Below are 24,395 nucleotides of genomic sequence, written 5' to 3'. Positions count from 1 at the left end.
GAAAGTGCATGTCAGTCTATCTATCACATATCCGAATTTTTAAAGAACGATCTGACAAAAGTCAGAAATCAACATTCATTGCCGAATGTTCATTTCTAAGTTCTGAGCAGTGCTGCGAAACCTGAAAGAGTGGTGGAGCCAAGCGGGATCGAACCGCTGACCTCCTGCGTGCAAGGCAGGCGCTCTCCCAGCTGAGCTATGGCCCCATTTGACCAGCCGCACCAAGTAATTGGTAGGTCTGGGCAGATTTGAACTGCCGACCTCACCCTTATCAGGGGTGCGCTCTAACCAACTGAGCTACAGACCTATAACAGGGTTGCGTTACAGCATCGTCTTTACACAATGAATCAAGCAATTCGTGTGGGAGCTCATCAGCAGGCTGATGTCGTCGATTAAGGAGGTGATCCAGCCGCAGGTTCCCCTACGGCTACCTTGTTACGACTTCACCCCAGTCATGAATCACACCGTGGTAACCGTCCTCCCGAAGGTTAGACTAGCTACTTCTGGTGCAACCCACTCCCATGGTGTGACGGGCGGTGTGTACAAGGCCCGGGAACGTATTCACCGCAACATTCTGATTTGCGATTACTAGCGATTCCGACTTCACGCAGTCGAGTTGCAGACTGCGATCCGGACTACGATCGGTTTTGTGAGATTAGCTCCACCTCGCGGCTTGGCAACCCTCTGTACCGACCATTGTAGCACGTGTGTAGCCCAGGCCGTAAGGGCCATGATGACTTGACGTCATCCCCACCTTCCTCCGGTTTGTCACCGGCAGTCTCCTTAGAGTGCCCACCATAACGTGCTGGTAACTAAGGACAAGGGTTGCGCTCGTTACGGGACTTAACCCAACATCTCACGACACGAGCTGACGACAGCCATGCAGCACCTGTGTCAGAGTTCCCGAAGGCACCAATCCATCTCTGGAAAGTTCTCTGCATGTCAAGGCCTGGTAAGGTTCTTCGCGTTGCTTCGAATTAAACCACATGCTCCACCGCTTGTGCGGGCCCCCGTCAATTCATTTGAGTTTTAACCTTGCGGCCGTACTCCCCAGGCGGTCAACTTAATGCGTTAGCTGCGCCACTAAAATCTCAAGGATTCCAACGGCTAGTTGACATCGTTTACGGCGTGGACTACCAGGGTATCTAATCCTGTTTGCTCCCCACGCTTTCGCACCTCAGTGTCAGTATCAGTCCAGGTGGTCGCCTTCGCCACTGGTGTTCCTTCCTATATCTACGCATTTCACCGCTACACAGGAAATTCCACCACCCTCTACCATACTCTAGCTCGCCAGTTTTGGATGCAGTTCCCAGGTTGAGCCCGGGGCTTTCACATCCAACTTAACGAACCACCTACGCGCGCTTTACGCCCAGTAATTCCGATTAACGCTTGCACCCTCTGTATTACCGCGGCTGCTGGCACAGAGTTAGCCGGTGCTTATTCTGTCGGTAACGTCAAAACAGCAAGGTATTAACTTACTGCCCTTCCTCCCAACTTAAAGTGCTTTACAATCCGAAGACCTTCTTCACACACGCGGCATGGCTGGATCAGGCTTTCGCCCATTGTCCAATATTCCCCACTGCTGCCTCCCGTAGGAGTCTGGACCGTGTCTCAGTTCCAGTGTGACTGATCATCCTCTCAGACCAGTTACGGATCGTCGCCTTGGTGAGCCATTACCTCACCAACTAGCTAATCCGACCTAGGCTCATCTGATAGCGCAAGGCCCGAAGGTCCCCTGCTTTCTCCCGTAGGACGTATGCGGTATTAGCGTTCCTTTCGAAACGTTGTCCCCCACTACCAGGCAGATTCCTAGGCATTACTCACCCGTCCGCCGCTGAATCGAAGAGCAAGCTCTTCTCATCCGCTCGACTTGCATGTGTTAGGCCTGCCGCCAGCGTTCAATCTGAGCCATGATCAAACTCTTCAGTTCAATACTGCTTGGATTTTTAAGAAACCCTAAACTTGGCTCAGCAATCTCAAATGACTATGTGATTTCTCGCATGGCCACTTGTGATGCTGATAATCTTTTTGACTATCAGTCCGTACTCACAAGCACCCACACGAATTGCTTGATTCAATTTGTTAAAGAGCGTTTGGCTAAGAGCTTTTCGTCTCAACCGAGGCGCGCATTCTACGCTTTCCTCATTTGCTGTCAAGCGTTTATTTTGAAGTTCTTTCCGAGAAACTCGTTTAGCTTCAACCGCTTAACTCGCTGCGATCTCTCGTAGCGGGAGGCGAATCATACAGCGTTACAACCTGCTGTCAACCACCTTTTTCACCGCTGCCGATCCTGAGACCGAAACGCCTCCGGAGCTTTCGATTCGCTTAACTCGTTGAATTTCAAGGAGTTTTGCGTTCCGTTGTCGCTGGAAGTGGGGCGCATTATAAGGGGATCTGAAACCCCGTCAACCTTTAATTTCAAGAAAGCTTTATTTACCTCAAAAACAAAGCGGGGAGGCCTGTCGGCCTCCCCGCTTCTATATAGCTACGCCACCAGGAGATCACTCAGCCTTGAGAGTAACCCGCCCAAAGGCTTTCTTACCCGCCTGGCACACATGGGTAGCGCCCAGGGCAAACATGAAATCACGCTCAACCACCGCACCATCAACCTTCACGGCGCCAGCACTGAGCAGATCCCGTGCCTGAGCCGAGTTTTTCACAAGCCCAGCCCGGTTCAACACAGCAGCAATCGGCAAGCTTTCAGCCGCAGCGACTTCGATCTCGGGCAGATCCTCAGGCAGCTCGCCTTCCTTCATCCGATTACCCGCCGCACGGTGAGCGCTGGCAGCAGCCTCTTCACCATGGAAGCGCGCAACGATTTCTTCCGCCAGCTTGATCTTGATGTCACGCGGATTCGCGCCCTGCGCCACATCTGCACGGAACTGGTCGATCTCTTCCATGGAACGGAAGCTGAGCAGCTCGAAGTAACGCCACATCAAAGTGTCCGGAATCGACACGAGCTTGCTGAACATCACACCCGGCGCTTCCTGGATACCGACGTAGTTACCCAACGACTTGGACATCTTCTTCACGCCATCAAGCCCTTCGAGCAGCGGCATGGTGACGATGTTCTGAGCCTCCTGACCATAAGAGCGCTGCAGCTCACGCCCCATCAACAGGTTGAACTTCTGGTCCGTACCACCCAGCTCGACGTCCGCCTTCAGCGCCACCGAGTCATAGCCCTGTACCAGCGGATAGAGGAACTCATGGATCGCGATCGGCTGATTGCTGCTGTAGCGCTTGTCGAAGTCGTCACGCTCGAGCATGCGCGCGACCGTGTACTGCGAGGCCAGGCGGATGAAATCAGCCGGCGTGAGCTTATCCATCCAGGTGGAGTTGAACGCGACCTCGGTCTTGGCCGGATCAAGAATCTTGAACACCTGCTGCTTATAGGTCTCGGCGTTATCCAGCACCTGTTCGCGCGTCAGCGGCGGGCGAGTGGCACTCTTGCCGCTCGGGTCACCGATCATGCCGGTGAAGTCACCAATCAGGAAGATCACCTGGTGGCCCAGATCCTGGAATTGGCGCAGCTTGTTGATCAGCACCGTGTGGCCCAGGTGCAGGTCCGGCGCGGTAGGGTCGAAGCCCGCTTTGATACGCAGCGGTTGGCCGCGCTTGAGCTTCTCCACCAGTTCCGACTCGACCAATACCTCTTCCGCACCGCGCTTGATTAGCGCCAGCTGCTCTTCAACAGACTTCATAGACAGACCCGCAAGGCTCAGATTCAAGGGGAGCCAACCATACAAGATCGGCCATCAAATACAAGTTTCGCAACGGAATGTGACCCGAACGGCGCAACGCAACGTCTACGCGCCCTTGCGCGAGAATGGTTTTGGTTATATTTTATACAGTTATTTCATCTTCATCATGTCATTCATCTTTTCCACTTCATCCTTTTCAAAGTCACCTCACTTATGACCAACGAAACGCCTAAAGCGCCCCCGCTTTATCCGAAAAGCCATCTGTTGGCCGCCAGCGGCATCGCTGCTCTCCTCAGCCTGGCCTTGCTGGTATTCCCTTCCAGCGAAGTAGAAGCCAAGAAAACCACGCTCAGCCTGGAGCTGGAGAGTCCGGCAGAGCAGCTGAAGGAAGAGTCCCGCGTCGCGCCACTGGTGCAATCCGAACAACACACCGACTCGCCCTTCGCCCAGATCGAAGGCGATGAAGCGGACACCGCCCAGGCCAAGCCCGAGAGCAAGCCAGAGCCCGCCCCAGTCGCCAAACAGGAAGACAAGGCCCCCGGCCACCGCGAGGTAGTCGTGGCCCGCGGCGATACGCTCTCCACACTGTTCAACAAGGTCGGCCTGCCGGCCAACGCCGTCCACGACCTGCTGGCGAGCAACAAGCAAGCCAAGCAGTTCAGCCAGCTCAAGCATGGCCAGGTGCTGCAGTTCGAACTGGACAAGAACGGCCAACTGACCAGCCTGCACAGCAAGGTCAGCAACCTCGAAACCATCCGCCTGACCCGCACCGACAAGGGCTTCAGCTTCGATCGCGAAGTCAGCAAGCCGGTCATGCGAACCGCCTACGCCCACGGTGTTATCAAGAGTTCGCTTTCGGCCTCGGCCCAGCGCGCGGGCCTGTCCCACAGCATGACCATGGACATGGCACGCATCCTCGGTTACGACATCGACTTCGCCCAGGACATCCGCCCGGGCGACGAATTCGACGTGGTCTACGAGCAGAAGATGATGGACGGCAAGGTGGTCGGTACCGGCAACATCCTGTCGGCCCGCTTCACCAACCGCGGCAAGACCTACACCGCCGTGCGCTACACCAACAAGCAAGGCAACACCAACTACTACACAGCCGACGGCAACAGCCTGCGCAAGGCGTTCATCCGTACGCCGGTGGACTTCGCCCGCATCAGTTCGCGCTTTTCCGCCGGCCGCAAACACCCGATTCTGAACAAGATCCGCGCCCACAAGGGTGTCGATTACGCCGCCCCGCGCGGCACACCAATCAAGGCCGCCGGCGATGGGCGCATCGAGCTGGCCGGGCGCCGTGGTGGCTATGGCAACACCGTGATCATTGCCCACGGCAACGCGTACAAGACTCTGTACGGCCACATGCAGGGCTTCGCCAAGGGCATCAAGACCGGCAGCAGCGTCAAACAAGGCCAGGTCATCGGCTACATCGGCACTACCGGCCTGTCGACCGGTCCACACCTGCACTACGAGTTCCAGGTCAACGGCGTGCACGTCGACCCACTGAGCCAGAAGGTGCCGATGGCCGACCCGATCGCCAAGGCTGAGCGCGCGCGCTTCAACCAGCAGAGCCAACCCTTGATCGCCCGTATGGATCAGGAAAAGGCCACCCTGCTCGCCGCCAACAAGCGCTGACCACATGGCGCTCTATCTTGGCGTGATGTCCGGGACCAGCCTTGATGGCCTGGACATCGCCCTGATCGAACAACGCGAGCAGCTTCGGCTGCTCGCCACCCACTACATCCCCATGCCCACCGACCTGCGCCAACAGCTGCTTGGCCTCTGCGCCAGCGGCCCCGACGAGATCGCCCGCGCGGCACTGGCGGAGAACCACTGGGCAACCCTCGCCGCCGAAGGGATCAACTACCTGCTGCGCGAGCAAGGCCTGCAGCCCGATGCGATCGACGCCATCGGCAGCCATGGGCAGACCATTCGCCACGAACCTGCCCGCGGCTTTACGGTACAGATCGGCAACCCGGCGCTGCTGGCCGAGCTGACCGGCATCTGCGTGGTCGGTGACTTCAGGCGCCGCGACGTCGCGGCGGGCGGCCAGGGCGCGCCACTGGTGCCGGCCTTCCACGAAGCGCTGTTCGGCCACCTTGGCCAGCGCCTGGCGATTCTCAATGTGGGCGGCTTCAGCAACCTCAGCCTGATCGAGACCGGCAAGCCAGTGCATGGCTTCGACTGCGGGCCGGGCAATGTGCTGCTGGATGCCTGGATCGAGCGCAAGCGCGGCCAGGTATTTGATGCCGATGGCGCCTGGGCGGCGAGCGGGGCGGTGCAGCCGGACTTGCTCCATGCACTGCTGAGCGACCCGTTCTTCGCTGGCAGCGGCCCGAAAAGCACCGGCCGCGAGGTCTTCAACCTGCCTTGGCTCGACGGCCATCTCGCCCAACTGCCCAGCTACCGCGACGAAGATGTACAGGCCACCCTGCTGGAGCTGACCGCACGCAGCATCATCGACTCGCTAGGCCAGGCTCAACAAGGCACCGAAGCCTTGCTGGTGTGCGGCGGAGGCGCCCGCAACGGCGCGCTGATGGCACGCTTGGCGCAACTGCTGCCGGGTGCCCAGGTGTCCAGCACCGCGGCCCACGGCGTCGATCCGGACTGGGTCGAGGCCATGGCCTTTGCCTGGCTGGCCCATTGCTGCCTGGCACGCATCCCCGCCAACCGGCCCAGCGTCACTGCCGCCAGGGGCCTGCGCGTCCTCGGCGCCATCTATTCCGCTTAACCAGCCCGCACAATGCAAAACGCCGCGCAATTGCGCGGCGTTTTCATGTCAGCTCATGGATCAGATCGAGAACGACGAACCACAGCCACAGGTGGTGCTGGCATTCGGGTTCTTGATCACGAAGCGCGAACCTTCCAGGCCTTCCTGGTAGTCCACTTCGGCGCCCGCCAGGTACTGGAAGCTCATCGGGTCGACCACCAGCGCGACGCCTTCACGCTCGACGATGGTGTCATCCTCGGCCACGTCTTCATCGAAGGTGAAGCCGTACTGGAAGCCCGAGCAACCACCGCCCGTCACGAAAACGCGCAGCTTCAGACGCTCGTTGCCCTCTTCGCTGACCAGGGTCTTCACCTTGTGTGCAGCCCCTGGGGTGAATTCCAAAGCCGTGGGGGTGAAGGTTTCGACGCTCATGCTGATTCTCCCGGCGCAGTGCCGCCATAAAACTCGATGGCGCGTATTATCCGCTTGTCCGAGAAAATTGGTCAACAATACGAAAGCTGCAAGCGACTAGCCGCAAGCTGCAAGCCGAATACGACAGCCCCGCTTGCAGCTTGAAGCTTGCAACTTGCCACTGCTTTAAGGCAGCAGGCCGGCGTGGGACAGGCCCATGCGCTCGTCCAGGCCGAACAGGATGTTCAGGTTCTGCACCGCCTGGCCGGACGCGCCCTTGACCAGGTTGTCGATCACCGACAGTACCACCACCAGGTCGCCACCCTGTGGCCGGTGCACAGCGATACGGCAGACGTTGGCGCCGCGCACGCTGCGGGTCTCCGGGTGGCTGCCGGCCGGCATCACGTCGACGAACGGTTCGTTGGCATAGCGCTTTTCGAACAGCGCCTGCAAATCGACCGACGTATCAACGACGTTGGCATAAAGGGTGGCGTGAATGCCGCGGATCATTGGGGTCAGGTGGGGCACGAAGGTCAGGCCGATGTCCTTGCCTGCGGCCAGACGCAGGCCTTGGCTGATTTCCGGCAGATGGCGATGCCCTTTGACTGCATAGGCCTTCATGCTTTCGCCGGCCTCGCAGAACAGCGAACCTACGGCGGCACCACGGCCTGCACCACTGACGCCAGACTTGCAGTCGGCGATCAGCCGCGAAGGGTCGGCCAGGCCAGCTTCCAGCAACGGCAGGAAGCCCAGTTGGGTAGCGGTCGGGTAGCAACCGGGCACGGCGATCAGGCGCGCCTGGCGGATCTTCTCGCGGTTCACTTCAGGCAGGCCGTAGACCGCGTCCTTGAGCAGTTCAGGCGCGCCGTGCGGCTGCCCGTACCACTTGCCCCACTCCACAGCGTCCTGCAGGCGGAAGTCGGCGGACAGGTCGATGACCTTGGTGCCCGCCGCCAGCAGCTCGCCGGCCAGGGCGTGGGCCACGCCGTGCGGGGTAGCGAAGAACACCACATCACAGGCGCCCAGCGCCTTGCTGTCCGGCACGCTGAAACACAGCCCGTCGTAGTGGCCGCGCAGGTTGGGGTACATGTCGGCAACCGCCACGCCCGCTTCGGAGCGCGAAGTGATGACCGCCACTTCGGCCTGTGGATGCTGCGCCAGCAGACGCAGCAGTTCGACACCGGTGTAACCCGTGCCGCCGACGATACCGACCTTGATCATAACGCTTGCCCCTTATCAACGAGCCCACTGGAAAGCGCACGATAATAGGGGCCCGGCAGGCCTGTAACAACTATTCCCATGACCCTTCGGCGCTTGCCCACTACTATTCGCACGACCGTGAAAACCTGAAGGAACCGCACATGCTCTATCTATGGATCAAGGCGCTGCACATCGTCAGCGTGGTTTGCTGGTTCGCCGGCCTGTTCTACCTGCCACGCCTGTTCGTCTACCACGCCCAGAGCCAGGACAGCATCAGCCTCGACCGCTTCATCACCATGGAACGCAAGCTGTACCGGGGCATCATGAACCCGGCGATGATCGCCACCTATGTGTTCGGCGGCTGGATGCTCTACCTCAACCCCGGCTGGCTGAGCCAGGGCTGGCTGCACGCCAAGTTGACCCTGGTGGTGCTGCTGACCGCCTACCATCATATCTGCGGCGCCCAGCGCAAACGCTTCGCCGCCGGCACCAATACCCGCAGCCATGTGTACTACCGCTGGTTCAACGAGGCGCCGGTACTGATCCTGCTGGGGATCGTAATTCTGGTGGTGGTCAAACCGTTCTGACGATAACCCGCCCTGCACAGGAGTTTCGCCATGTCCCTGCCCGCCTTGCTGCAACAGCGGCTGCGCCTGCCACTGGTGGCCGCGCCGATGTTCCTGATTTCCAATCCGCAACTGGTGCTGGCCTGTTGCGCCAGCGGTGTGGTGGGCAGCTTCCCTGCGCTCAACCAGCGCGACAGCGCCGGCTTCAAGGCCTGGCTGGAGGAGATCGAAGCAGGCCTGGCTCAGTTGCAGGCGCCAGCACCCTATGCAGTCAACCTGATCGTCCATCCGAGCAATCCGCGTCTGCAGGCCGACCTGGCCCTGTGCGTCGAGCATCGCGTGCCCATCGTCATCACCAGCCTCGGTGCAGTGAAGGAGGTGGTGGACGCAGTGCACAGCTACGGCGGCCTGGTGTTCCATGACGTGACCACCCGGCGCCACGCGCAGAAAGCGGCAGAGGCCGGTGTCGATGGACTGATCGCCGTGGCAGCAGGCGCTGGTGGCCATGCCGGGACTTGGAGCCCGTTCGCCCTGATCGCCGAGATCCGCCAGTTCTTCGACAAGACCCTGCTGCTGGCAGGCTGCCTCAACCATGGCCACGAATTGCTCGCGGCACAATTGCTGGGGGCAGACCTGGGCTACATGGGCACACGCTTCATCGCCACCCGTGAGAGCCAGGCACAGGACGCCTATAAACAGATGATCCTCGGCGCAACCGCCGCCGATATCATCCATACGCCAGCAGTATCCGGCATCCCTGCCAGCTTTCTGCGGCAAAGCCTGGACCATGCCGGTTACGACCTGGCGGCGCTCACCAGCAGCCATGAGGCCGGCAAGCTCAAGCCGCTGGACGAGGAAGCCAAGGCCTGGAAGACCGTCTGGTCCGCAGGCCAGGGCGTCGGCGAGATCAACGACCTGCCCAGCGCCGCAGCCCTGATCGAACGCCTGCACAGCGAATACCGAGGCGCCCTGGATCGCGCCCAACAGCTACGCAGCAACGCCTTGTAGCAAACCAACCAGGCTGTAAACTAGGCGCCCCTTACGCCCCAGGAGCCTTGCATGACCCGTTACGCCATGATTACCGGCGCTTCCACCGGCCTGGGCCTGGCCCTGGCGGAGGCCCTGGCGCGGCGCGGGCGCAATCTGATCCTGGTGGCACGCCAGCGCGAGACGCTGGAGCCGGTGGCCATCGAACTGACCCAGCGTTTTGGCGTGGAAGTGCTGTTCCGCGCCTGCGACCTCAGCCAGCCCCTGCGCCTGTCGGGGTTCGTGCTTGAGCTGGAGGAAGGCGAGCGGCGCATCGACCTGCTGGTCAACTGCGCAGGCCAACGCACCTACGGGCCCTTCCTTGCCCATGAATGGGCCGACGAGCAGGACCTGCTGGAGGTCAATATCCTGGCCCTGAGCCGCCTGTGCCATGCCATCGGCAACCTGATGGCCGTGCAGGGTGGCGGACAGATCCTCAATGTCGCAGGCCTGGCCGGGGTCGCGCCCGGCCCCTGGATGGCCGCCTACGCCGCCAGCAAGGCCTATGTGCTCAGCTTCAGCGAAGCCTTGCGCGAAGAGCTCGGGCGCGCCGGGATCAAAGTCTCGGTGCTGTGCCCAGGGCCGGTTCGTTCATCGCGCCGGCGTATTCCCCGCCTCGACGACAACAGCCCGAGCCCCGAGGAGATCGCGCTGTACACAGTACGCGCCCTGGACAAGAACCGCGCGCGGATCATCCCAGGCCGGCGCAACCGCTGGCTGGCCTTTGCCCCGCGCCTGTTGCCGCGCTGGTTGGCGCGCAAGCTGGCCGGCGTGATCCACCGCCGCTACTGCCCGGTCGGCATGGAATAAGCACTGGGCGAGTGGCAGCGGGCTCAGTACACTCGGCCCGGACACTCACCATGGAGCATGTGCTGTGGACGATCTATTCCTCAAAATCATCAACCGGGAAATCCCGGCGGATATCATCTACGAAGATGACCAGATCCTCGCCTTCAAGGATATCGCCCCCGCGGCGCCGGTCCATTTCCTGGTCATCCCGAAGAAACACATCCGCACCCTCAACGACCTGACCGAAGAAGACAAAGCCCTGGCCGGGCACATCCTCTTCACCGCCCAGCGCCTGGCCATCGAGCAAGGCTGCGAGGAAGGCTTCCGCGTCGTCATGAACTGCAACCCCCAAGGTGGCCAGACCGTCTACCACATCCATATGCACGTGCTTGGCCAGCGCCAGATGCACTGGCCACCGGGCTGATCCAGGGCAAGCCCCCTCCAGCCGATTGCGGTAAACTGTCGGGCACACTCTAGTGGAGGTGCCCGATGGCTACCGAACGTCACTACTCGCCGCTCGACCGCTTGTTGCTGCAGGCCGATACCGCCATGCGCACCCTGCTCCCCTTCAGCGGCCAACCTTCGCGCCCGTCACCGGCGATCATCCAGCCCGACGCCGAACTCGACGAGCAGCAGAGCCGCCATGTCGCCGGCCTGATGCGCATCAACCACACCGGTGAAGTCTGCGCCCAGGCGCTCTACCAGGGCCAGGCCCTGACCGCCAAGCTGCCCCAGGTGCGCAAGGCCATGGAGCATGCGGCAGAAGAAGAAATCGACCACCTGGCCTGGTGCGAGCAGCGTATTCGCCAGCTCAACAGCCACCCCAGCGTGCTCAACCCGTTGTTCTATGGCATGTCCTTCGGCATCGGCGCACTCGCCGGCCTGGTCAGCGACAAGGTCAGCCTGGGTTTCGTCGCCGCCACCGAGCATCAGGTGTGCAAACACCTGGACGAGCACCTTGAGCAGATCCCCGAGAGCGATAGCAAATCCCGCGCCATCCTCGAACAGATGCGCGTCGACGAAGAGCACCACGCCGAGTCCGCGCTGGAAGCTGGTGGCTATCGTTTCCCGGCGCCCATCCGGTTCGGCATGAGCCTGATGGCCAAGGTCATGACCAAGAGCACCTACCGCATCTGAGGCACAGCGCATGGAACGCTTCGACGCCAAGGACCTGGCACGCGCGGTAGACGCCGGTGTACTGCAACCGGGCCAGGACCATGCGCTGCTGGACTTCCTGCGCCAGCAGCCACAAAGCCGCGGCAGCTTCCAGCTGGCCCACGTCGCCTTCTACTTCGGCGCCCTGCTGATCATGGGGGCGATGGGCTGGTTGCTCACCGAAGCCTGGATGCGGATCGGCGACAGTGCACTGCTGGCCATCGCCCTGCTCTACATCGCCACCCTCACCCTGTTCGCCCTGTCCCTGCAACGCCGTGGGCAGCCCATCGCCGCCGGCGTGCTGGCGGCCGTCGCGGTGAGTATCGTGCCGCTGGCGGTTTTCGCCGTGGAACGGCTGGTGGGCTGGTGGCCGCTGGACGATGCCCAGGGTGACTATCACCAGTACTACACCTATGTGCAGGGCGGCTGGCTGGCCATGGAGGCCGCAACCGTGGTGGCTGGCCTGCTGATGCTGCGCCTGGTGCCCTTCCCGTTCATCGTCATGCCGATCGCACTCGCACTGTGGTTCATGTCCATGGACCTGACCGAGTGGGTGTATGGCGATGTGTTCAGCTGGGAGCAGCGACGAACGGTCTCGGTGTGGTTCGGCCTGGTCGTCCTGGTGGTGTTCGTCGGTGTCGATGGCCGCACCCGCCAGGACTACGCTGGCTGGGGCTATCTGGCAGGCCTGCTGGCGTTCTGGGGCGGGCTGACGTCGATGGACAGCGCCAGCGAACTGGGCAAGGCATTGTATTGCCTGATCAACCTGGGGCTGATGGGGCTGGCCGTGTTGTTGCGCCGGCCGGTGTTCATGGTATTCGGGGCGATGGGCGTGGCGGCCTACCTCGGCTATCTGTCCTACGAGGTATTTGCCGACTCGCTGCTGTTCCCGCTGGTGCTCACCCTGATCGGCCTTGGCGTCATCGGCCTGGGCCTGCTGTACCAGAAACGACGGGAAGCCTTGAGTGCACAGCTGCGGGCCAAGCTACCCGAGCGCCTGTTGCAGTTGCTGCCGGCGTTGCGCCGTTGAAGTTCCGACTGACCACGGCTCGGTTGCTGCAAAGCCTCGGGCTGATACCGGTTGCCTATGCGTTTGTCTGCCTGATGACGGCGGCCATCAGGCAAACCGCATTCAGCCTGCAACTGCCAGACCTCGGCGAGCCCGACAGCAACAGTGTGGTCGAGCTGCTGCTGTTCACAGTGCCTGGGCTGCTGCTGTTCCTTCTGCCGGCTTACAACTGCCGCAAGCGTCGTACGCTCATCGCCCTGTTCAGCTTGGCCGCCTTGGTCACGGCACTGCTGCAGTGCATGCTGTTTGCCCAAAGTTTCGGCAACACCTGGAGCACCAGCGAAATACTCGGGCTACTGCTGTTCAACATCCCGTTGCTGCTGCTCGCGCTCGCCCCGGGCGTCGCCTGGCTACTGGCCGCTGAGCGGCTGAACCTGCAAAGCGCCTGACAACCAGGCGCCATTGCCGGTCACGCGAGTTCGACAATCTCGTAACCGTGGGTGATTTCCACCCCGGCTCGCTCGAGCATGATCGATGCCGAGCAATATTTTTCGGCCGACAGCTCCACCGCGCGCTTGACCTGTGCTTCTTTCAGCCCACGCCCTTTGACCACGAAGTTCATATGGATCTTGGTGAACACCTTGGGGTCCTCACTGGCGCGCTCGGCTTCCAGGAAAGCTTCGCAGCTCTCCACCGCCTGACGCGACTTCTTGAGGATGCTGACCACGTCGAAGCTGCTGCAACCGCCCAGCCCCAACAGCAGCATTTCCATCGGGCGCACGCCAAGGTTGCGGCCGCCGGCTTCGGGCGGGCCGTCCATGACCACCACATGGCCACTCCCCGACTCGCCGAGGAACATTGCTTCACCCGCCCACTGGATGCGTGCCTTCATCTATCCGGACTCCCGATCTCGTAAAAAGGGTGCCAGCTTAGACCTTGTGACGCTGTCGGAAAAGCTCAAGGCGCAGCGCTTTAATGCCGATACATGGACACGTGTCTGATAAGCTGGCGCCAAATGACTGGCGCATCACGCCAGGCAGCCTCAATAAAAAGCCAATGCCTCACATCGAACAGGATTTCGTGATGGTCTCCTCAGCCCTTGCGCCCAAGATCAAGAACATCGAAAAGCTGCTGGTGCACTGCCAGCGCCGTCGCTACGCCGCCAAAAGCAACATCATCTGCGCGGGCGACCGGGCCGAGACCCTCTCGTTCATCATCAAAGGCTCGGTGACCATCCTGATCGAGGACGACGACGGCCACGAGATGATCATCGCCTACCTCAACAACGGCGACTTCTTTGGTGAGCTGGGCCTGTTCGAGCCCGCCGGCCAGGAGCATCAGCGCAGCGCCTGGGTGCGGGCCAAGACCGAATGCGAAGTGGCCGAGATCAGCTACGACAAATTCCGCGAGCTGGGCCGCCAGGACCCGGAGATTCTCTACGCCCTCGGCGCGCAAATGGCCCAGCGGCTGCGCAACACCACGCGCAAGGTCGGCGACCTGGCCTTCTTCGACGTGACCGGCCGGGTTGCCCGTTGCCTGCTCGAACTGTGCAGGCAGCCAGACGCCATGACCCACCCCGACGGCATGCAGATCAAGATCACCCGCCAGGAGATCGGACGCATCGTCGGCTGTTCGCGGGAAATGGTCGGCCGCGTCCTCAAGGATCTCGAGGAGCGCAGCCTGGTGCAGGTGAAGGGCAAGACCATGGTGGTCTACGGCACCCGTTAGTCCTTGGGCAACCCGGCAATGACTTCGGCATAGGCCAAGGAAAGGCGCTCGAACCAGGGCGCCTGTGGCGCCACTTCATGCAAGGCGATATGGCTGTCGGCCCGGCAACGCTGTTCAAGCTCGCAACATTCATTGAAACGATTGACCGCCGCCGCCATCGATTCGCGCTCGTTGTCCAGCAGCAGTGCACCATGCACCAACACCACCGGGCGCTTGCCACCCAGGCCCTGGCGCCAGCGCTGGGCAGTGCCGACCAGTTTGCGGCCGTTCAGGTTGACGTTGTAACGGCCATCGCAGAAGGCGCCATCGATTTCCCCCACCGACGCCACCCCACCCCACTCGCGCAGTACATCGCACAGTGGCAGGCACAGTCGCTCGTAGGCATTCTCGATGCGCCCGTGATCGCCTTCGCTGCGCGGTGCGACGTAGACCAGCGCCACGTTCACGGTTGAGTGCGACTGCGGCACAGGCTCACCACCGGTTTCGCGCAGCAGTACCGGCCAGCCGGCGATCGCCAACTCGGCGCAGGCGGCTTCGAAGTTATCCAGACGACTCATCCGGCGTGGCATCACCAGCGCATGATCGGTGGGGCGCCAGAACAGCACGCCAGCGTCACGCTCGCCACGGCACACGGCGGCCAGCAATTCCTGCTCAGCGTGCAGGCCCTGTTCGACAGTCAGGGCCAGGGGTTGATCGGTCATTGATCCACCTATGTTGTTATCTTTGCCGGCCTCTTCGCGGGTAAACCCGCTCCCACAGGGTACGTGCTGCCTTAGAGGCCTGTGATGGACCTGTGGGAGCGGGTTTACCCGCGAAAGGGCCATTGCAGGCATATAAAAAAGCCGGCAGAAACGCCGGCTTCGTTTGCTCAGTCCAGTTGTTGAACGGTCTTCTTCACCTGATCAGGGAAGAACAGCCGCTGCAGTTCCAGCCCCGGCTGTTCGGCGCGCATGAACGCCTCGCCAACCAGGAACGAATACACCTCGTTGATTGCCATCAACTCGACATCGGCCCGATTGAGGATGCCACTCTCGGTGATGGCCAGGCGATCGCGGGGGATGCGCGGCAGCAGGTCGAGCGTGGTCTCCAGGCTGACCTCGAAGGTGTGCAGGTTACGGTTGTTGACGCCGACCAGCGGGGTATCGAGGGTCTTCAGCGCGCGCTCCAGCTCATCGCCGTCGTGCACTTCGACCAGCACGTCGAGGCCGACGTCCTTGGCCGTGGCGGCCAGCTCGGCCATCTTCACGTCATCCAGCGCCGAGACGATAAGCAGCACGCAATCGGCCCCCAAGGCGCGAGCTTCGACGATCTGGTACGGGTCAACCATGAAGTCCTTGCGGATCACCGGCAGCGACACCGCGGCGCGGGCCTGCTGCAGGTACGCGTCGGCACCCTGGAAGTAATCCACGTCGGTCAGCACCGACAGGCAGGTCGCCCCGCCTTTTTCATAGCTGACCGCGATCTCGGCCGGCACGAAGTGCTCGCGAATCACACCCTTGCTTGGCGAAGCCTTCTTGATTTCGGCGATCACCGCCGGCTGCTTGCGCTTGGCCTGCTCGATCAGGGCATTGGCGAAGCCGCGCGGGGCGTCAGCCGCCTTGGCCAGGCGCTCCAGTTCGGCGAGGCTGACCCGCGCACTGCGCTCGGCCACTTCCTGGAACTTGCGGGCGATGATCCTTTCCAGCACCGTCGGCACGCTCATGCTTCGTTCTCCACTTTGAATACCGCGGTAAAGGCGCCCAGCTCCTGCAGCTTTTCCCAGGCCAGCCCGGTGTGCAGCACGTCGTGGGCCAGTTCCACGCCCTGGGCCAGGGTCATGGCGTGATCGGCGGCGTACAGCGCCGCACCGGCATTGAGCACGATCATTTCGGCGGCCTTCTGGCCGTTCTCGGTCTTGCGCCGGCCCAATGCGTCACGGATCAAGTCCAGCGACGCCTGCGGGCCATCGACCGCCAGGCCGTGCAGGCTCTGGCTCTTCATGCCGAGGTCTTCGGGCTCGACCCAATACTCGGTGATCTGGTCATTCTTCAGTTCGGCAACGAAGGTGGGCGCGGCCAGGCTGAACTCGTCCAGACCGTCCTTGGAATGCACCACCAGCACATGCTTGCTGCCAAGGCGCTGCAGCACTTCGGCCAGCGGGCGGCACAGCGCCTGGTTGAACACCCCGACCACCTGATGCTTCACCCCGGCCGGATTCGTAAGCGGGCCGAGCATGTTGAACAGGGTGCGCAGCCCCAGCTCGCGACGCGGGCCGGCGGCATACTTCATGGCCTTGTGGTGGCTCTGGGCGAACATGAAACCGATCCCCAGGCTGTCAATGCAGCGGGCGACCTGCACCGGGGTGAGGTTCAGGTAGATACCGGCGGCTTCCAGCAGGTCGGCGCTGCCGCTCTTGCCGGACACCGCGCGGTTGCCGTGCTTGGCCACCGGGCAGCCGGCGGCCGCGAGGACGAACGACGACGCGGTGGAGACGTTGAAGATGTTGGCGCCATCGCCGCCGGTGCCGACGATGTCGACCACGCCGTCGAGGCTCTTGAGTTCGACCTTGTCGGCCAGCTCGCGCATCACCGACACCGCGCCGACGATCTCGTCGATGCTTTCGCTCTTCATGCGCATGCCCATCAGGAAGGCGCCGATCTGCGCCTCGCTGCACTGACCGGTCATGATCTGGCGCATGACCTCGCGCATTTCATCGGTGCTCAGGTCCAGGTGGCCGACGATACGGCTCAACGCAGTCTTGATATCCATGATCGATCCTTAGCGGCGGCCGCCGGTCTGCTTGAGGAAATTGGCGAACAGCTCGTGGCCCTGCTCGGTCAGGATGGACTCGGGGTGGAACTGCACCCCTTCGATATTCAGTGTCTTGTGGCGCAGGCCCATGATCTCGTCGACCGAGCCATCGGCGTGGGCGGTCCAGGCGGTCACTTCCAGGCAGTCCGGCAGCGTCTCGCGCTTGACCACCAGCGAGTGGTAACGGGTAACGGTCAGCGGGTTGTTGAGGCTGGCGAATACGCCCAGGTCACGGTGCACCACCGGGCTGGTCTTGCCATGCATCACTTGGCGGGCACGCACCACGTCACCGCCGAAGGCCTGGCCGATCGACTGATGGCCAAGGCAGACGCCCAGAATCGGCAACTTGCCGGCGAAGTGCAGGATCGCCTCGATGGACACACCGGCTTCGCTCGGGGTGCAGGGGCCGGGGGAAACCACGATGCGCTCGGGGTTGAGGGCTTCGATCTGGGCGATGGTCATCTCGTCATTGCGGATGACCTTGACCTCGGCACCCAGCTCGCCGAGGTACTGCACGACGTTGTAGGTGAAGGAGTCGTAGTTGTCGATCATCAGTAGCATCTGGAACGAACCTCTTGAATACGGGGGACTCCGGGGGCGCGTGGCGGCCCGCCGGGTTCATGGACCACGGCCTGCTCAGCGTTTGCTGGTCTGCTCGGCGAGGGCCACCGCGCGGAACATCGCCCGACGCTTGTTGATGGTTTCTTCCCACTCCAGTGCCGGCACCGAGTCGGCGACGATGCCGCCGCCGGCCTGCACATGCAGCTCGCCATCCTTGATCACCGCGGTGCGGATGGCGATGGCGGTATCCATGTTGCCGTTCCAGGCGAAGTAGCCCACGGCACCGCCGTAGACACCGCGCTTGACCGGTTCCAGCTCATCGATGATTTCCATGGCGCGGATCTTCGGCGCCCCCGACAGGGTGCCCGCCGGCAGGATCGCCCGCAGCGCATCCATTGCCGTCAGCCCCTCGGCCAGTTGGCCGGTGACATTGGAGACGATGTGCATCACGTTCGAATAGCGCTCGATCACCATCTTCTCGGTCAGGCGCACGCTGCCGGTGGACGACACACGCCCCACGTCGTTGCGGCCCAGGTCGATCAGCATCAAGTGCTCGGCGATTTCCTTGTCATCCGACAGCAGGTCGTCTTCCAGGGCGCGGTCGGCCTCTTCGGTGGCGCCGCGCGGGCGGGTACCGGCGATCGGGCGTACCGTGACCAGGTTGTCCTCGACCCGCACCAGCACTTCCGGCGAACTGCCCACTACATGGAAGTCGCCGAAGTTGAAGAAGTACATGTAGGGCGTCGGGTTGAAGCAGCGCAGGGCACGGTAGAGGTCGATCGGAGCGGCCGCAAAATCGATGGACATGCGCTGCGACGGCACCACCTGCATGCAGTCACCGGCGAGGATGTACTCCTTGACGGTGTCCACCGCGCGTTCGTAGTCACCCTGGGTGAAGCTGGAGCGGAACGCCGGCTCGGCCGCCATCGGGCCATCCAGGTCGAGGCCGCGGCGCGGGGTGATCGGCTGGCGAAGTTTCTCCAGCAGGCCTTCAAGACGGGCCTGGCCTTGCTCGAAGGCCTGCTCGTCGCTGGGGTCGACCAGCACGATGGCGTGCATCTTGCCCGCCAGGTTGTCGAACACCACCACGGCGTCGGAGACCATCAGCAGGATGTCCGGCACCCCCAGCGGGTCCGGGTTCGGGCAGGCGCCCAGGCGTTTTTCCACGTAGCGCACGCAGTCGTAGCCGAAGTAGCCGACCAGGCCACCGTTGAAACGCGGCAGGCCCGGAATGTCGGCGACCTTGTAGCGATCCTTGAAGGCCTCGACGAAGGCCAGCGGGTCTTCGACGTCATGGCTTTCCACTTCCACGCCATCCTGCAGGATGCTCACGTGGTAGCCATGCACACGCATGACGGTGCGCGACGGCAGGCCGATCATCGAATAACGGCCCCACTTCTCGCCGCCCTGCACGGATTCGAGCAGGTACGAGTTAGGTTGGTCGGCCAGTTTGAGGTAGATCGACAGGGGGGTATCGAAGTCGGCCAGGGTTTCGCGGGCCAGGGGGATGCGGTTATAGCCGGCAGCGGCCAGGCGCAGGAATTCTTCGCGGGTCATGTGTAGCCTCGTGGCAAGCAGCAATGGGGTCAGGCAAGCGGACGGGCCGGCAGGCGCCGGCGGGCATAAGTCAGGCGCGCCAGCGCCAGCGGGCCAGGGCCTTGATGACTTTCATCCAGAATTTGCCAGTAACCACCACGTCGTTGTCTCTGCTGTGCGGGGCTTGAAGGTCCGCCAACGTTATCCCAGTGTCGGTGACTAAGCAACCAGGCAGCAGCAGGCGCAGGTCGCTGATCACCAGGCTGGGAGACTCCTCGTCGATGGGGCGGCCATGGTTGTAGCCATAGCTCAGGCCGACGCACTGCACCCCGGCTGCTTTCGCCGCCAGCACGTCGCTGCGCGAATCGCCGATGAACAGCGACTGTGCAGGCGCCACACCGGCCATCTGCATCACGAACAGCAGCGCCGCCGGGTCGGGTTTTTTCTGTGGCAGGGTGTCGCCGCCGATGATCCAGCGGAAGTAGCGCCCGATCTTCATCTGGTCGAGCAAGGGGGCAACGAAGCGCTCGGGCTTGTTGGTGATCAGCGCCATCTCCACGCCCTGCTTGCTCAGCCAGCGCAGGGTGTCGCGTACACCGGGGTAGACGACGGTCAACTCATGGCTGTCGGCGTAGGCCTCCATGAACAGCGCCAGCGCGCGCTCGGCCAGGGCATCGTCCACGCTGTCGTGGTCCAGGCCACCGGCCAGCGCCCGGCGCACCAGCACCTGGGCGCCGTTGCCCACCCAGTGACGCACGGCGTCGAGCCCGGCGGGCTCGCGCCCGAGTTCGAGCAGCATGCGGTCGACGGCTGCGGCCAGGTCGGGGACCGAATCGATCAGGGTGCCATCCAGATCGAACATCACCAGCCTGGGCAGCGTCCCCGGGAACAGCTGCTCGAAGCCGCTCATGCGCGTGCCAGCGCCATTTCGGCACGCATCTTGGCGATCACTTCCTGATAGTCCGGGGCGTTGAAGATCGCCGAACCGGCAACGAAGGTGTCGGCGCCAGCTGCGGCGATTTCGCGGATGTTGTTGACGTTGACGCCGCCGTCGATCTCCAGGCGGATATCACGGCCGCTGGCGTCGATCAGTGCACGGGCCTCACGCAGCTTGTCGAGGGTACCGGGGATGAACTTCTGCCCGCCGAAGCCTGGGTTGACGCTCATCAGCAGGACCATGTCGATCTTGTCCATCACGTACTTCAGCGCATCCAGGCCGGTGGCCGGGTTGAACACCAGGCCGGCCTTGCAGCCGCCGTCGCGGATCAGCTGCAGCGAGCGGTCGATGTGCTGGGTGGCTTCCGGGTGGAAGGTGATGTAGGTGGCGCCGGCTTCGATGAAGTCGCCGATGATGCGATCGACCGGGCTCACCATCAGGTGCACGTCGATCGGCGCGGTCACGCCGTACTTGCGCAGCGCGGTGCAGACCATCGGGCCGATGGTCAGGTTGGGTACGTAGTGGTTGTCCATGACATCGAAGTGGACGATGTCGGCCCCGGCGGCCAGAACCTTGTCGACGTCCTCGCCCAGGCGGGCGAAATCGGCGGAAAGAATGGAGGGGGCAATAGCGTAGGGCTGCATGGCGCACCTGTTGGGCAGAATCACGGTGGCGCGCATTGTAACCCAGGGAAGCGGATCGGGGCTGATTGGTGTCAATCCTGTGCCGGCCCTTCGCGGGTAAACCCGCTCCCACAGGGATCGCGCAGATCTCGAGAGCTGCACATAACCTGTGGAGCAACTGTCTTATGTTGTCAGTGCTGGCCTCATCGCTTGCAAGCCAGCTCCCACAGGTACGATGCTTGCCTCGAGGTTAGCGCGGTCCATGTGAGAGCGGGTTTACCCGCGAAGAGGCCGGTACAGGCATCCGAAAATCAGCCCGGCTGCTGGGTCCTCAACTTCTCGCTGCGCCCGCGCAACCACTCCAGGGTCAGCAGCAGCACCACCGAAAACGCGATCAGCAAGGTCGCCGCCGCCGCGATGGTCGGGCTGAGGTTCTCACGAATGCCGCTGAACATCTGCCGTGGCAGGGTCGCCTGCTCCGGCCCGGCAAGGAACAACGTGACCACCACTTCATCGAACGACGTGGCAAAGGCGAACAGCGCACCCGAGATCACCCCAGGGGCAATCAACGGCAAGGTCACCCGACGGAAGGTCAGCAACGGCGAAGCGCCAAGGCTGGCTGCCGCACGCACCAGGTTGTAGTTGAAGCCCTGCAACGTGGCCGACACGGTGATGATCACGAACGGCACACCCAGCACCGCGTGCACCAGAATCAGCGAGATGAAGCTGTTGCCCATGCCCAGGGGGGCAAAGAACAGATAACTCGCCACACCGATGATCACCACCGGCACCACCATCGGCGAGATTACCAGCGCCATCACCAGCGACTTGCCGGGGAAGTCGCCGCGAGTCAGGCCGATCGAGGCCAGGGTGCCGAACACCATGGCCAGCACCGTCGCCGCCGGGGCGACGATGATGCTGTTCTTCAGCGAACGCATCCACTCGGCCGAGGCGAAGAAGTCCTGGTACCAGTGCAGCGAGAAGCCCTGCAGCGGGTACACCAGGAAACTCCCGCTGTTGAACGACAGCGGCACGATCACCAGCACCGGCAGCACCAGGAACAGCAGCACCAGCCCGCAGAGAATGCGCAAGGTGTAGAACCACACCCGCTCCACGGGCGACATGTAGGGGCTCAGCATGACAAGGCTCCTCAGCTCAGGCGCAGGCGGCTGGCGCCGACCAGCCAGCTATAGATCAGGTACAGCACCACGGTGGCCAGCAGCAGCAACCCGCCCAGCGCGGTGGCCATGCCCCAGTTGATGCTGGTGTTGGTGTAGAAGGCGACGAAGTAGCTGACCATCTGGTCGTTCGGGCTGCCCAGCAGTGCCGGGGTGATGTAGTAGCCGATCGAGATGATGAACACCAACAGGCAACCGGCACCGACGCCGGCGTAGGTCTGCGGGAAGTACACCCGCCAGAAGCTGGCGAACGGGTGGCAGCCCAGCGAGATCGCCGCACGCATGTAGCTGGGCGAGATACCCTTCATCACGCTGTACAGCGGCAGGATCATGAACGGCAGCAGGATGTGCACCATCGAGATGTACACGCCAGTGCGGTTGAACACCAGTTCCAGCGGCTGGTCGATGATGCCCATGGCCATCAGCGCGCTGTTGATCAGCCCGCCCGACTGCAGCAGCACGATCCACGCCGCCACCCGCACCAGGATCGAGGTCCAGAACGGCAGCAGCACCAGGATCATCAGCAGGTTGCTCTGCCGGGTGGGCAGGTTGGCCAGCAGGTAGGCCAGCGGATAGGCCAGCACCAGGCAGATGGCGGTGATCACCACGCCCATCCACAGGGTGCGGGCAAAGATGTCGAGGTAGATGGCCTGGTCCGGCGTGGCCTTGGCCAGCTCACCGAGGTCGTCGATACGGTGATCGAGCGCCGCCAGCAGGTAGAACGGCGTGACGCTGCTGGTGTTGCGGCGGATTGCCTGCCAGTAGGCCGGGTCACCCCAGCGCTCGTCCAGCGTCTGCAAGGCATCTTTATAAGAAGCGGGCTCCGCCTTGAACGGCAGGGCCCGCGCAGTCTTGGCCAGCAGGCTGCGGTAGCCGGCCAGTTCCATGTTCAGGCGTTTGGACAGATCGCCCAGCGTCTGGTTCTTGCGTGATTCGGCCAGGTCCTGGCTCAGGGCCTTGTAGGCCTCCTCGCCGGGCAGGCTCTTGCCGTCCCACTGCGCCACGGCCTCGACGGTGCGCGGCAGGCCGGCGACCACTTCGGGGTTGCCGACGCTCTTGTATAGCAGCGCCGCAATCGGCACCAGGAACACCAGCAGGAGGAACAGCGCCAGCGGCGCGATCAACGCCTGGGCCTTCCAGCGGTTGACCCGCTCGGCATGCTTGAGGCGCTGTTTGAGGCTTTTACCTGCGCCTTCGTTGAGGGGCACTGCAATGGCCATGGCGAACTCCGGGAAAACAGGGAAACAGGGAGCCTGGTAAAGCTGCAATTGGGGCCGCTGCGCGCCCCATCGCCGGCAAGCCGGCTCCCACAAGTAGTGCGACACCCTCAGGCTTGACGCTTTACCTGTGGGAGCCGGCTTGCCGGCGATGGGCCGCGTGGCGGCCCAATGTCCCGGGCGTTACTTCTTCGCCGCCCAGGCGTTGAAGCGTTGCTCCAACTGCTCGCTGTTGTCGGCCCAGAAGGCCACGTCGATCTGCACCTGGTTGGCAATGTTCTCAGGCGTGGTCGGCATGTCTTTCTTCACCTCGTCCGACAGCAGGCTCACGGCTTTGCTGTTGGCCGGACCGTAGGCGATGTTCTCGGAGTAGATCTTCTGCTGCTCGGGCTGGACGCTGTAGGTGATGAATTTCTTCGCCTCTTCGGCATCCTTGGCACCTTTCGGGATGGCCCAGGCGTCGAAGTCGTAGATGCCACCGTTCCATACCACCTTGAGGTTGCTCTCTTTCTGCACAGCGGCGATGCGGCCGTTGTAGGCCGAGCTCATGACCACGTCACCCGAGGCCAGGTACTGCGGCGGCTGAGCACCGGCTTCCCACCACTGGATGCTCGGCTTGAGCTCGTCGAGTTTCTTGAAGGCGCGGTCCACACCCTCCTTGGTGCCCAGCACCTGATAGACATCCTTCGGCGCCACGCCGTCGGCCATCAAGGCGAACTCCAGGGTGTACTTGGCGCCCTTGCGCAGGCCGCGCTTGCCCGGGAATTTTTTCGTGTCCCAGAAATCGGCCCAGCTGGTGGGCGCGGTCTTGAGCTTGTCAGCGTTATAGGCCATGACCGTGGACCAGACGAAGAAGCCAACGCCGCACGGCTGGATGGCACCCTTGACGTAATCGCTTTCGTTGCCGAACAGGGCCGGGTCGAGTTCCTCGAACATGCCCTCGTCACAGCCGCGCGCCAGCTCCGGCGACTCGACCTCGACCAGGTTCCACGAAACGCTGTTGGTGTCGACCATGGCCTTGATCTTGGCCATTTCCCCGTTGTACTCACCGGCGACGATCTTGCCCTTGCCGGCCTTCTCCCATGGCTCGTAGAACGCCTTGACCTGGGCCGCCTTGTTGGCGCCACCGAACGACACCACCGTCAGGTCCGCGGCCATGGCCTGGCCGGCGGCGAACAGCCCCAGGGCCAGGGCGGTCAGTTTCAACTGCTTGCGCATTATTATTCTCTCCACAGTACAGGGTTGGTGAAGC

The 24,395-nt window shown here is 62.5% G+C and carries 24 protein-coding genes, 2 tRNA genes and 1 rRNA gene; 10 read left to right on the top strand and 17 right to left on the bottom strand.

Annotated elements, in window-relative coordinates:
* Positions 1–130 precede the first annotated feature (130 nt).
* The 4 genes from LOY51_RS02450 to tyrS form a co-directional block, all read right to left on the bottom strand.
* Positions 131–206 (bottom strand) — tRNA-Ala (locus tag LOY51_RS02450).
* Positions 207–230: 24 nt separating this feature from the next.
* Positions 231–307, bottom strand: a tRNA-Ile gene (locus LOY51_RS02445).
* Positions 308–393: 86 nt separating this feature from the next.
* Positions 394–1,930, bottom strand: a 16S ribosomal RNA gene (locus tag LOY51_RS02440).
* Positions 1,931–2,501: 571 nt separating this feature from the next.
* Positions 2,502–3,701, bottom strand: coding sequence for a tyrosine--tRNA ligase (tyrS, locus tag LOY51_RS02435; RefSeq protein ID WP_125861227.1), 1,200 nt, complete (start codon positions 3,699–3,701; stop codon positions 2,502–2,504).
* Between the two features lie 213 nt (positions 3,702–3,914).
* Here tyrS and LOY51_RS02430 point away from each other — a divergent pair, with 213 nt between their 5' ends.
* Positions 3,915–5,342, top strand: coding sequence for a peptidoglycan DD-metalloendopeptidase family protein (locus LOY51_RS02430; protein WP_258644204.1), 1,428 nt, complete (start codon positions 3,915–3,917; stop codon positions 5,340–5,342).
* Between the two features lie 4 nt (positions 5,343–5,346).
* A complete protein-coding gene (locus tag LOY51_RS02425; protein ID WP_125857229.1) occupies positions 5,347–6,438 on the top strand; it encodes an anhydro-N-acetylmuramic acid kinase in 1,092 nt (363 codons plus the stop codon).
* 60 nt (positions 6,439–6,498) lie between these two features.
* Here the strand turns inward: LOY51_RS02425 and erpA are convergent, their stop codons facing one another.
* The gene (gene erpA / locus LOY51_RS02420) at positions 6,499–6,849 is read right to left on the bottom strand and encodes an iron-sulfur cluster insertion protein ErpA (RefSeq protein WP_125462372.1); all 351 of its coding nucleotides are present in this window, start codon (positions 6,847–6,849) and stop codon (positions 6,499–6,501) included.
* Positions 6,850–7,014: 165 nt separating this feature from the next.
* Entirely contained in the window at positions 7,015–8,049 is a 1,035-nt protein-coding gene (gene argC, locus LOY51_RS02415) for an N-acetyl-gamma-glutamyl-phosphate reductase (RefSeq protein WP_110994258.1), read from the bottom strand.
* Positions 8,050–8,189: 140 nt separating this feature from the next.
* On the opposite strand from argC, the gene hemJ reads away from it, so the two are divergent.
* The 7 genes from hemJ to LOY51_RS02380 all read left to right on the top strand — a co-directional run bounded on the left by hemJ (position 8,190) and on the right by LOY51_RS02380 (position 13,022).
* Positions 8,190–8,615 carry a protoporphyrinogen oxidase HemJ gene (gene hemJ / locus LOY51_RS02410; RefSeq protein WP_110994259.1) on the top strand — a complete coding sequence of 142 codons (426 nt, stop codon included), beginning with the start codon at positions 8,190–8,192 and terminating at the stop codon, positions 8,613–8,615.
* A gap of 30 nt (positions 8,616–8,645) precedes the next feature.
* Complete coding sequence (locus tag LOY51_RS02405) at positions 8,646–9,602, top strand: NAD(P)H-dependent flavin oxidoreductase (protein WP_258644203.1); 957 nt, start codon at positions 8,646–8,648, stop codon at positions 9,600–9,602.
* Positions 9,603–9,653: 51 nt separating this feature from the next.
* Positions 9,654–10,430, top strand: coding sequence for an SDR family NAD(P)-dependent oxidoreductase (locus LOY51_RS02400; RefSeq protein WP_258644202.1), 777 nt, complete (start codon positions 9,654–9,656; stop codon positions 10,428–10,430).
* A gap of 64 nt (positions 10,431–10,494) precedes the next feature.
* On the top strand, positions 10,495–10,833 hold the full coding sequence (locus LOY51_RS02395; RefSeq protein WP_125857226.1) for a histidine triad nucleotide-binding protein: 339 nt from the start codon (positions 10,495–10,497) through the stop codon (positions 10,831–10,833).
* A 65-nt stretch (positions 10,834–10,898) separates the two neighbouring features.
* A complete protein-coding gene (gene coq7, locus LOY51_RS02390) occupies positions 10,899–11,546 on the top strand; it encodes a 2-polyprenyl-3-methyl-6-methoxy-1,4-benzoquinone monooxygenase (RefSeq protein ID WP_258644201.1) in 648 nt (215 codons plus the stop codon).
* Between the two features lie 10 nt (positions 11,547–11,556).
* Positions 11,557–12,594, top strand: coding sequence for a DUF2157 domain-containing protein (locus LOY51_RS02385; protein WP_258644200.1), 1,038 nt, complete (start codon positions 11,557–11,559; stop codon positions 12,592–12,594).
* On the top strand, positions 12,591–13,022 hold the full coding sequence (locus LOY51_RS02380; protein WP_258644199.1) for a hypothetical protein: 432 nt from the start codon (positions 12,591–12,593) through the stop codon (positions 13,020–13,022). The genes LOY51_RS02385 and LOY51_RS02380 overlap by 4 nt, the downstream gene beginning before the upstream one ends.
* 20 nt (positions 13,023–13,042) lie before the next feature.
* Here the strand turns inward: LOY51_RS02380 and LOY51_RS02375 are convergent, their stop codons facing one another.
* On the bottom strand, positions 13,043–13,465 hold the full coding sequence (locus tag LOY51_RS02375) for an OsmC family protein (RefSeq protein WP_110994264.1): 423 nt from the start codon (positions 13,463–13,465) through the stop codon (positions 13,043–13,045).
* Between the two features lie 191 nt (positions 13,466–13,656).
* Here LOY51_RS02375 and crp point away from each other — a divergent pair, with 191 nt between their 5' ends.
* Positions 13,657–14,301: a cAMP-activated global transcriptional regulator CRP gene (crp, locus tag LOY51_RS02370; protein ID WP_110994327.1), complete on the top strand. Its 645-nt coding sequence runs from the start codon at positions 13,657–13,659 to the stop codon at positions 14,299–14,301.
* On the opposite strand, the gene LOY51_RS02365 is transcribed toward crp, so the two are convergent.
* From LOY51_RS02365 to LOY51_RS02320, 10 genes are all read right to left on the bottom strand, one after another.
* Positions 14,298–15,002, bottom strand: coding sequence for a lipoate--protein ligase family protein (locus LOY51_RS02365; RefSeq protein WP_258644198.1), 705 nt, complete (start codon positions 15,000–15,002; stop codon positions 14,298–14,300). The two genes, crp and LOY51_RS02365, sit on opposite strands and share 4 nt — an antisense overlap.
* 167 nt (positions 15,003–15,169) lie before the next feature.
* Entirely contained in the window at positions 15,170–16,003 is an 834-nt protein-coding gene (gene trpC, locus LOY51_RS02360) for an indole-3-glycerol phosphate synthase TrpC (RefSeq protein WP_258644197.1), read from the bottom strand.
* Positions 16,000–17,049, bottom strand: a complete 1,050-nt coding sequence (gene trpD / locus LOY51_RS02355) for an anthranilate phosphoribosyltransferase (RefSeq protein WP_125857223.1) — start codon at positions 17,047–17,049, stop codon at positions 16,000–16,002. The genes trpC and trpD overlap by 4 nt, the downstream gene beginning before the upstream one ends.
* A gap of 9 nt (positions 17,050–17,058) precedes the next feature.
* Positions 17,059–17,652 carry an aminodeoxychorismate/anthranilate synthase component II gene (locus LOY51_RS02350; protein ID WP_125857222.1) on the bottom strand — a complete coding sequence of 198 codons (594 nt, stop codon included), beginning with the start codon at positions 17,650–17,652 and terminating at the stop codon, positions 17,059–17,061.
* A 75-nt stretch (positions 17,653–17,727) separates the two neighbouring features.
* Complete coding sequence (trpE, locus tag LOY51_RS02345; RefSeq protein WP_258644196.1) at positions 17,728–19,209, bottom strand: anthranilate synthase component I; 1,482 nt, start codon at positions 19,207–19,209, stop codon at positions 17,728–17,730.
* Positions 19,210–19,279: 70 nt separating this feature from the next.
* Positions 19,280–20,098, bottom strand: coding sequence for a phosphoglycolate phosphatase (locus LOY51_RS02340; RefSeq protein WP_125857220.1), 819 nt, complete (start codon positions 20,096–20,098; stop codon positions 19,280–19,282).
* The gene (rpe, locus tag LOY51_RS02335) at positions 20,095–20,769 is read right to left on the bottom strand and encodes a ribulose-phosphate 3-epimerase (RefSeq protein WP_125462361.1); all 675 of its coding nucleotides are present in this window, start codon (positions 20,767–20,769) and stop codon (positions 20,095–20,097) included. The genes LOY51_RS02340 and rpe overlap by 4 nt, the downstream gene beginning before the upstream one ends.
* 290 nt (positions 20,770–21,059) lie before the next feature.
* Entirely contained in the window at positions 21,060–21,887 is an 828-nt protein-coding gene (locus LOY51_RS02330) for an ABC transporter permease (RefSeq protein WP_125462360.1), read from the bottom strand.
* An 11-nt stretch (positions 21,888–21,898) separates the two neighbouring features.
* Positions 21,899–23,146, bottom strand: a complete 1,248-nt coding sequence (locus LOY51_RS02325) for an ABC transporter permease (RefSeq protein WP_110994272.1) — start codon at positions 23,144–23,146, stop codon at positions 21,899–21,901.
* A gap of 180 nt (positions 23,147–23,326) precedes the next feature.
* The gene (locus LOY51_RS02320; RefSeq protein ID WP_258644195.1) at positions 23,327–24,361 is read right to left on the bottom strand and encodes an ABC transporter substrate-binding protein; all 1,035 of its coding nucleotides are present in this window, start codon (positions 24,359–24,361) and stop codon (positions 23,327–23,329) included.
* Positions 24,362–24,395 lie beyond the last annotated feature (34 nt).

This window comes from Pseudomonas sichuanensis (assembly GCF_024749065.1).
Classification (GTDB): Bacteria; Pseudomonadota; Gammaproteobacteria; order Pseudomonadales; family Pseudomonadaceae; genus Aquipseudomonas; species Aquipseudomonas sichuanensis.
Note: the sequence above shows the minus strand (reverse complement) of the source record. Positions and strands in the feature narration are given on the sequence as shown.

What these genes read in the sequence shown, in the direction of transcription:
- tyrS (WP_125861227.1), bottom strand. Translation starts at nt 3,701, where the DNA reads ATGAAGTCTGTTGAAGAGCAGCTGGCGCTAATCAAGCGCGGTGCGGAA.
- LOY51_RS02430 (WP_258644204.1), top strand. Translation starts at nt 3,915, where the DNA reads ATGACCAACGAAACGCCTAAAGCGCCCCCGCTTTATCCGAAAAGCCAT.
- LOY51_RS02425 (WP_125857229.1), top strand. Translation starts at nt 5,347, where the DNA reads ATGGCGCTCTATCTTGGCGTGATGTCCGGGACCAGCCTTGATGGCCTG.
- erpA (WP_125462372.1), bottom strand. Translation starts at nt 6,849, where the DNA reads ATGAGCGTCGAAACCTTCACCCCCACGGCTTTGGAATTCACCCCAGGG.
- argC (WP_110994258.1), bottom strand. Translation starts at nt 8,049, where the DNA reads ATGATCAAGGTCGGTATCGTCGGCGGCACGGGTTACACCGGTGTCGAA.
- hemJ (WP_110994259.1), top strand. Translation starts at nt 8,190, where the DNA reads ATGCTCTATCTATGGATCAAGGCGCTGCACATCGTCAGCGTGGTTTGC.
- LOY51_RS02405 (WP_258644203.1), top strand. Translation starts at nt 8,646, where the DNA reads ATGTCCCTGCCCGCCTTGCTGCAACAGCGGCTGCGCCTGCCACTGGTG.
- LOY51_RS02400 (WP_258644202.1), top strand. Translation starts at nt 9,654, where the DNA reads ATGACCCGTTACGCCATGATTACCGGCGCTTCCACCGGCCTGGGCCTG.
- coq7 (WP_258644201.1), top strand. Translation starts at nt 10,899, where the DNA reads ATGGCTACCGAACGTCACTACTCGCCGCTCGACCGCTTGTTGCTGCAG.
- LOY51_RS02385 (WP_258644200.1), top strand. Translation starts at nt 11,557, where the DNA reads ATGGAACGCTTCGACGCCAAGGACCTGGCACGCGCGGTAGACGCCGGT.
- LOY51_RS02375 (WP_110994264.1), bottom strand. Translation starts at nt 13,465, where the DNA reads ATGAAGGCACGCATCCAGTGGGCGGGTGAAGCAATGTTCCTCGGCGAG.
- crp (WP_110994327.1), top strand. Translation starts at nt 13,657, where the DNA reads ATGGTCTCCTCAGCCCTTGCGCCCAAGATCAAGAACATCGAAAAGCTG.
- LOY51_RS02365 (WP_258644198.1), bottom strand. Translation starts at nt 15,002, where the DNA reads ATGACCGATCAACCCCTGGCCCTGACTGTCGAACAGGGCCTGCACGCT.
- trpC (WP_258644197.1), bottom strand. Translation starts at nt 16,003, where the DNA reads ATGAGCGTGCCGACGGTGCTGGAAAGGATCATCGCCCGCAAGTTCCAG.
- trpD (WP_125857223.1), bottom strand. Translation starts at nt 17,049, where the DNA reads ATGGATATCAAGACTGCGTTGAGCCGTATCGTCGGCCACCTGGACCTG.
- LOY51_RS02350 (WP_125857222.1), bottom strand. Translation starts at nt 17,652, where the DNA reads ATGCTACTGATGATCGACAACTACGACTCCTTCACCTACAACGTCGTG.
- trpE (WP_258644196.1), bottom strand. Translation starts at nt 19,209, where the DNA reads ATGACCCGCGAAGAATTCCTGCGCCTGGCCGCTGCCGGCTATAACCGC.
- LOY51_RS02340 (WP_125857220.1), bottom strand. Translation starts at nt 20,098, where the DNA reads ATGAGCGGCTTCGAGCAGCTGTTCCCGGGGACGCTGCCCAGGCTGGTG.
- rpe (WP_125462361.1), bottom strand. Translation starts at nt 20,769, where the DNA reads ATGCAGCCCTACGCTATTGCCCCCTCCATTCTTTCCGCCGATTTCGCC.
- LOY51_RS02330 (WP_125462360.1), bottom strand. Translation starts at nt 21,887, where the DNA reads ATGCTGAGCCCCTACATGTCGCCCGTGGAGCGGGTGTGGTTCTACACC.
- LOY51_RS02325 (WP_110994272.1), bottom strand. Translation starts at nt 23,146, where the DNA reads ATGGCCATTGCAGTGCCCCTCAACGAAGGCGCAGGTAAAAGCCTCAAA.
- LOY51_RS02320 (WP_258644195.1), bottom strand. Translation starts at nt 24,361, where the DNA reads ATGCGCAAGCAGTTGAAACTGACCGCCCTGGCCCTGGGGCTGTTCGCC.